At 66.5% G+C, this 6,491-nt stretch carries 7 protein-coding genes and 1 tRNA gene; 1 reads left to right on the forward strand and 7 read right to left on the reverse strand.

Features of this window, described 5'->3' with window-relative positions:
- Positions 1-52: 52 nt before the first annotated feature.
- From ADK52_RS36790 to ADK52_RS42775, 4 genes are all read right to left on the reverse strand, one after another.
- The gene (locus ADK52_RS36790; protein WP_159046119.1) at positions 53-646 is read right to left on the reverse strand and encodes a hypothetical protein; all 594 of its coding nucleotides are present in this window, start codon (positions 644-646) and stop codon (positions 53-55) included.
- Positions 647-966: 320 nt separating this feature from the next.
- On the reverse strand, positions 967-1,401 hold the full coding sequence (locus ADK52_RS45175) for a DUF6193 family natural product biosynthesis protein (RefSeq protein WP_420715005.1): 435 nt from the start codon (positions 1,399-1,401) through the stop codon (positions 967-969).
- A 609-nt stretch (positions 1,402-2,010) separates the two neighbouring features.
- A tRNA-Leu gene (locus tag ADK52_RS42770) sits at positions 2,011-2,130 on the reverse strand.
- Positions 2,131-2,348: 218 nt separating this feature from the next.
- Positions 2,349-2,498 carry a hypothetical protein gene (locus ADK52_RS42775; RefSeq protein ID WP_159046120.1) on the reverse strand — a complete coding sequence of 50 codons (150 nt, stop codon included), beginning with the start codon at positions 2,496-2,498 and terminating at the stop codon, positions 2,349-2,351.
- A 254-nt stretch (positions 2,499-2,752) separates the two neighbouring features.
- Here ADK52_RS42775 and ADK52_RS36800 point away from each other — a divergent pair, with 254 nt between their 5' ends.
- Positions 2,753-3,229 (forward strand): hypothetical protein, encoded by a 477-nt coding sequence (locus ADK52_RS36800; protein WP_053694190.1) that lies wholly within the window; start codon positions 2,753-2,755, stop codon positions 3,227-3,229.
- Positions 3,230-3,452: 223 nt separating this feature from the next.
- On the opposite strand, the gene ADK52_RS44225 is transcribed toward ADK52_RS36800, so the two are convergent.
- The 3 genes from ADK52_RS44225 to ADK52_RS36815 all read right to left on the reverse strand — a co-directional run bounded on the left by ADK52_RS44225 (position 3,453) and on the right by ADK52_RS36815 (position 5,523).
- Complete coding sequence (locus ADK52_RS44225) at positions 3,453-3,995, reverse strand: hypothetical protein (RefSeq protein WP_234344407.1); 543 nt, start codon at positions 3,993-3,995, stop codon at positions 3,453-3,455.
- Positions 3,996-4,786: 791 nt separating this feature from the next.
- Positions 4,787-5,056 (reverse strand): hypothetical protein, encoded by a 270-nt coding sequence (locus tag ADK52_RS36810; protein ID WP_159046121.1) that lies wholly within the window; start codon positions 5,054-5,056, stop codon positions 4,787-4,789.
- A 149-nt stretch (positions 5,057-5,205) separates the two neighbouring features.
- Positions 5,206-5,523: a hypothetical protein gene (locus ADK52_RS36815; RefSeq protein WP_053694192.1), complete on the reverse strand. Its 318-nt coding sequence runs from the start codon at positions 5,521-5,523 to the stop codon at positions 5,206-5,208.
- Between the last annotated feature and the right edge of the window lie 968 nt (positions 5,524-6,491).

Here is a 6,491-nt window from a genome sequence, read left to right on the forward strand (position 1 = left end):
CGTACCGAGGATCGGCTCCAGCGGTTCGCGCAGGTCCGGGCGGGGGCCAGGTTCACCCGGACGACTGGCACCGCCGGGGAAGCGTCACGGTTCCGGGCCGCTGCTCGAAGGTGTCCATGACCAGCCACTCATCCAGCTCGGGGTCGTAGAGGTTCTGGACACCGAACTGCAGCACCTGCCAGAAGGTTCCCCGATTGTCCTCGTCGACGTACACGTCACCCAGCGCGAGCGGCAGACGCGGATGGTTTCCGGGAGGCAGCTGCGGCAGGACCACGCCCACCCTCCAGTGGTTCACCCGCCGCTGCGGGTGGGTGCGCCGCAGGGTCTCCGGCCCGACGAACCGGGCCTTCTCGAACAACTGGTTCAGCGCATCCAGGTCGAAGTCCGGGATGCGTGAACAGGGATGCTCGTTCAGACCGGGCCATTTGTACGTCAGCGTGTAGAGCGTGCCGCGGTAGATCAGATTGGTGAACCAGATCGGGTACTGAGGTCCTCCCGCGACCATCTGGCTCTCACCGTCGCGCCCCTCCCAGGTGAACGGCACGGTGATGCCCAGGTCCCGGACGATCCACTTCCCCTTGCCGCGGAAGTCGCGGGGAAGTCGAGGGGGAGGCGGCGTCGGGGAAGCGTCCTGCCGCGCGGCCACCGTCCCGAACAACGGCGCGGCCCCGCTCCGAGGCTCACTGCCGACCGGGGGCGGAGCCGCCAGAACAAGGGCGACCACTCCGGCAAGAGCGGCCGACGTGGCCGTCTTGCGTGTGCCTTTCCAACCCATGGTCTCCCTCGGCTGTCGCATAGGCGCCGTCACGGTGCGGGGACACAGTCCCCGGAACCAAAGATTCCGAAACCGGCGACTCCGGGTGGCGCACGTCCAGTGGACTCATCCGCCGAAACCGGCCGGGAACCCACGCCACCCACGGGCGAGCCGGATGCGAACTCCGACGCAAGATCTGCACCAACGTGGAGTCAGACCAGCTCGACGAATACCAGCCCGCACCGCGAAGGACTTCTTCCACCTCGACCGACCAGCCGTGCGTTCCCGGCGTCTGGCCCGCCAGCTGGCTGCGCACCAGGCGCGCGGTAGAAGGTTGCAGCTTCTGCGGGATCGGCTGTCGCCAGTACGACGTGGCCTTCACGGACTGGGTGAGCCAGGACCAGGTATGCGTCGGGAGCAGCGAGCATTGCCGGGAACGGCTCCCGGCCCCACTCTTCCCAAGTACCGGACACGGATACGTTGAGCTGGTTCATCGAGAACCACGGATACATGCCGCGCAGCATGGGCTCGCTCATCGCGGACTGCAGCAGCAATCCCACGGAGGGCGAAGGCCGATCGTCCTCCGGGCGAAGGGTAGCTGTCCAAGGCCTCGGCCCAGGCCTGGTCGCAACTGCGCCGCGCGCCATGAGATTGCATCCCTCGACGATGCGGCAGCTTCTTCCTTGTGCGCGCCTGTTGGCGCTGGACTCAGCGCGGCCGGCTGCTGCTCGATGGTCTCCGGCACCGGCCGCGTGAATGGCAGCCTTTCGAGTTTCCCGACCCGCCGAGCAGTCGTCGTAACGGGTCTCTCATGCATCGTGGCACCGGGCGGATGGAATGCCGATCCTCCCGCCACGAGGCTCCGAGATGCGGTAGGGGAACTGGCCAGGTCAGCGCGCACCAGCGACCAGGGGCGACGGCCCGTGGTTGTCTGTCTTGGCCCATCGAGTCATCTGGCGGTGACGTTCTGATGCGGTGCATTCGGTGTCAGCGGCGTGGGGTGTTGCCGGCGGCCGGGGTCGTGCGTGGAGCGCGGACAGGCGGGCGCAGGCCCTGTGGGCTGGCGGCGGCTGGGCGACCTCCACGATCGCCCAGTTCCTGGAATCCTGGGAGAGCTGGCTGGGCTTCTCGCTCGGTACGGAGCTGTCGGGCGCCCTTCCCGCCGAACCGGTGAGACTGCACAGTACCTAAACCCAAAAGTTGATCCGCACCACACTTTGAAGCGGATCCCGTCTTCGGTCCTGCCGGGGAGGTTGCGGAGTCGGCGGGATTCGAACCCGCGGACCGGGGAGGCAGGCCCGCCCCAGTACCCGGTCAGTCGACGCAAGAAGGGCCTTTCTCACGCCGATCGCAATGGACCGCTCTGCCACGACTCCGCAACCAGCGGGAGCCGCTGCTCCCGCTCTGAAGACGATAGGAACACCATCCCGGCAGAGCCAACCGTTTTCCTCCGCATGGCCGGCCCGGAAGCTCCGCAACCCAGCCCCGCCACCCCTCCTCTTGCCGGCACCCGCAGAGCGAAGCGAACCGGTCCAACGGGCCGGAGGAGGCCGGACCCGTGAATCGGGGTCACTCAACAAGGGGGTGGTAGCCCTCATTGCCGTGGGGGATTGATGCGTTTTTTGATGGTGATGGCGATGGCCACTGTGAGGGTGATGATGATTCCGCAGAGGAGGAGCGCGCCGAGTAGGCAGCCGAGCGTGCGGGTAGCTGCCCAGATTAAGTCTTCTTCTGTGAACGTCACGAAGGCTCCCTGTCCGGAGTCGGGCTGTCTCGTGGTCTGGAGAGTCTGCCCGGTCGTTATCGAATCGGTCCCGGTACGGCAGCTTCCGTTGCTGGCAGCTGCCTACGGACCGGGATGGGGAGCGGAGAGGACCCGTCCAACGGGCGGTAGCCCAGACCCCGCGAAACGGGGTCACCCAGGCCGGTGCTGACCGGCCCAGGTCCTGAGTACAGATACTCAGGACCTGGGCCGGTCGGGCTGCGAGCCTCGGGTGCATGAGCAAGATCTACGGGGTTTTGGCGGGAAGCGCGGTTGCTGGTGCGGTCACGGGCTGGATGGCCAGGGTTTTGTGGCTGTGGTCGATTGCGGAGGGCGAGCGTAGTTGCGCGGACAGCGTGGCGCTGTGTTTCTCCCTCTTTCCGTTTGCGGGCATCGGGTTGTGGGTGGTTCTGGCTGTGCCGGTGCTTTTGCTGGCTCTGTGGTTGCTGGATGTACGGCCGTTGAAAGCGATGGTCACCGCGTCGTTCGCTCTGCAGTGGTTCATCATCGTCGTTCTCGCGGGCCTTTCGCGGCGGGACCTCCCTGAGTCCATGGCCTTGAATGTGGGGGCCATGGCGGTGGGCCCGGTCCTTGTCGCGCTCTGTGCGGATCCGGTGCGGCGCAGGGCGGGGCTGGTCGCCGTGGGCGTGCTGGTGACGGTGTCTCTCTTTCTGGTCTGGTTTTCCATCCACGTGAGCGGATACTTCCTCTGAAGGCCGAGCCGCGCCTCCCCGCCGTCAGCCGCCTGTGGACCAGGGGTGGAGGAGCGGCTCGGATACGCCCAACGGGCTGGAGGCCCGGACCCCGTGAAACGAGGGCACCTTCCCGCGCGGAGCGCGGGACCCCTGAGGCTGGCGAAGCCGGCCCGCTCCGGTGGAGCGCAGGACTCCGGCCCGAGGGGTCCCGTTCCGGTCCCGTGGGTCGAGTCTTGGTGGTTCAGGCTTCGATTCGTGTCCAGGTATCGCCGCCGCGGAGCCAGAGGGAGCCGTCGCGGCCCTGGGCGCAGCGCATGACTACCGGCCCCGGCAAGTGGAGTTTCTCCTGGGCGGTGATCACCCAAGCGTCGTTGACGAGCTCTGCGCGGCTCACTTCGACGTCGGGGCGATTGTGGAACCGGTGGGTGAGGAGCATCCGGGTGCCGCGGACCGCGATGCCGTCGGTGTCCTTGAGGGGGTTGCGGTAGCTGGTGATGTCGCCGGTGGTGGGATCGACTCGGGACAGGAAGGCACCCTTGTGGCTGTACCAGGCGAGCCAGACCACGTCGCCTTCGGTGGCGGCAGCGCTTCCACCTAGGGGCCATACGGGTAGCCGCCCCTGGGGACTCCAGGTGTGGTCGCCGTCGGTGTTCCAGCGGGCCAGGCCGGCGATGGTCTCCGGGTGGTTTCCGTAGATGCCCTCGTCGCCGTATGAGGTCCAGATGTCGCCGTTGTGGTCGGTGATGATGTAGTCGATGTCGTCGCCGATGCAGAAGTGACTCACTGGGTATCCCCCGGGCGAGTAGACAACTGTGTTCCTCTCCCAGACCCCGTCCAGGCCTTGGCGTGTACGGCCTGACGCCAGCAGAAACCGTGACCACGAGAGCAGGGCCAAGTGGCTGGTCCATGCGGGTATGCCGGCTACGGGTGTCCGGTGTTCCACCCCGCCCGAGACCACGACCAATATGCCGTCACAGGGAGCCGCCACGCTCCATCCGACCCATCCCTTGATATGCGGGGACCGGCGCAGATTCTGTTCCTGGATAAGCATCACCGCGAGTTCGTTGTGCGGTCCGACGCTCCAGCACAGAGCCCGCCATCCAGCTCGGGCGTCCTCGGGGGGCAGGCTCCACACGACGGGCAGTTCGCCAGCAGTCATCGGCATTCACCTTTTGGACTCCGGGCCCCAACGGCACCCGAAGAGATCCACGTTACGGGCACGGCGCGCAACGTTTCGACCGGCTCCCCGCCCAGTGCACTCGGCAAGCCAGCGCAGCGGAGTGGACCTCAACGGCCCGGTAACAGGCGACAATGCCAGGTCAGGACACCTGTCACCGGATGGGACGGGTGCTGAAAAATTCAGTTGGCCAGGTATGGCAGTGGGAGGCAACAGGGGCTCGTGACAGTTTTTGGTATGTGCGAGGACCCAGATATGGGGGAGCGGAGCGGATCCGCCTAATGGGCCGTCGGCCCGGATCCCGTGAAACGGGGTCACCCAGGCCTGCGGAGCAGGCCGTTCGGGGTGGAGCGAAGCGGGGCCCCCGAACCAGTCCGGAGCGAAGCGGGGGGACCCTATTACGCGATCGGGTCGATGATGATGTCTTCGACGGAGATGACGCACTTGGAATCGGTTTTGGATTCCTTGGTGCCGCCTTCAGCGTTGGTCTGCCAGGTGCCGTAGTAGGTGAAGCCGGCCTTGCACTTGACCTTGGCCCGCCAGGTGACGTTCATGGTGCCGGTGCAGCTGAGTGCTCCGTTGCCCGCGGCGTCTGCGGTGGCGCGGCAGTCCAGGGTGCCGTAGCGGAACTGTCCACCCGGGGCGACGGCCCAAGCGGCGGGAGCCATGAGGACCATGGTCGTGGCGAGAGCGGTGCCGGCAACAGTGAGCCTTTGGATGGCATGCCGCCTTCTCTCTTGATGTGACAGTTGCTTGAAAGTGCCGGGGGTGTCGCAAGGAGGGTTCTCCCAGCACAGGGCGGGCTCGGTTTCGGTCTCTACTTGGATGCGGTTTCGAAGCCGGTGTGGGCCTGTGCCTGGTCCCAGGGGATGGGGAGTTTGGCGGGCTTGAGGAAAAGGCGGGCGTTGCTGACCCAGTTGTTGAGGTTCTTGGTGCCCCTGTAGGCCAGGACGATGGACCTGGTGTGCTTGTTGGTGGTGAGGAAGCTCTTGGTCGTGAAGTCGGGCTGGCCCGCCAGGGGAAGCATGAGCTGTTCCAGAGGGGTGGGGACGGGTGAGGCGCTGGCGGGCGCGGAGAAGGCTCCCAGGAGTGCGGCGGCCCCGAGGGCGGTGGCGAGAGCATGCTTGGTGTTCATGCCTGGCCAACGATCTTGAACGATGGCGGTCACGACAGGATGTCCCCGCTACTGCTGGCGCCTGCGGAGCGGGCTTGGTCTTGGAGGCGGAGCCGGAAGGACCCAGAGTGGGGAGCGGCTCGGATCCGCACAACGAGCCAGCGGCCTGGACCCCGTGAAACGGGGTCACCTTTGGCCGCGGAGCGGCCCGTCCGAAGCGAAGCGAGGTCCCCGAACCCGTCCGAAGGGCCGGTCCTGGCTCGGCGAAGCCGAGCCCCGTCGGGCGCAGCGAGGCGATTCTCTCCTGAGCGCGCAGTGCTCAGGAACCCGTAGCGAAGCGGAGGGTTAGCCCCCGAAGTGATGATCTGCGTTTGTTCGTCAGTGGTGTTTTGGTGTCAGTGGTTCGGTGTGGGGTTGTCTCTGGTTAAGGGTGTGCTCCTTGCAGGTCGCTCTGGCCAGGGTGTCTTGGCCTTGGACGGGTTCCGGTGGTTGGTCGCATAGGCTGTGTGTACCGCGGCGGGGGCTGTAGCGCAGAGGTTGACGCGCCCTTCTCGACAAGGGGGGATGACGCCGGTTCGAATCCGGTCTGTTCCCCGCCGTGCGTATCCAGCTCACTGCTGGCGACTGCTGGCGAAGCGGTCCTTGGACTGGGGTAGTGAAGCGGGGGCAGTCAGGCCTGAAGCGCAGGCCGTTCGGCGGATACCTTGCCCCGTTCTACTGCCGGCGGCCCGCGTCAGCGAGCCCTTGGTCCTGGGGGCGAAGCCGGAAAGACTGAGGGTGGGAGCGAAGCGGACTCCCAAGGGGACGTAAGCCCAGACCCCGTGAAACGGGGTCACTTCCCGCGCGCAGCGCGGGAATCCCTGGGGCTGCGAAGCAGCCCCGCTCCGGGTGGAGCGCAGCGGAACCCGGAGCTAGTCCGGAGCGAAGCGCAGGACTCCGGCCCGAAGGGCCGGCCATAGCTCGGTGATGATCTGCATTTGTTTGTCAGT

The sequence above is a fragment of the Streptomyces sp. WM6372 genome (assembly GCF_001279655.1).
In the GTDB taxonomy this organism is placed as follows: domain Bacteria; phylum Actinomycetota; class Actinomycetes; order Streptomycetales; family Streptomycetaceae; genus Streptomyces.

Bases quoted from the DNA above. Each gene is read 5' to 3' on its own strand.
- ADK52_RS45175 (WP_420715005.1), bottom strand. From the start codon at position 1,401: ATGGCGCGCGGCGCAGTTGCGACCAGGCCTGGGCCGAGGCCTTGGACA.
- ADK52_RS36800 (WP_053694190.1), top strand. From the start codon at position 2,753: ATGAGCAAGATCTACGGGGTTTTGGCGGGAAGCGCGGTTGCTGGTGCG.
- ADK52_RS36810 (WP_159046121.1), bottom strand. From the start codon at position 5,056: ATGGCTCCCGCCGCTTGGGCCGTCGCCCCGGGTGGACAGTTCCGCTAC.
- ADK52_RS36815 (WP_053694192.1), bottom strand. From the start codon at position 5,523: ATGAACACCAAGCATGCTCTCGCCACCGCCCTCGGGGCCGCCGCACTC.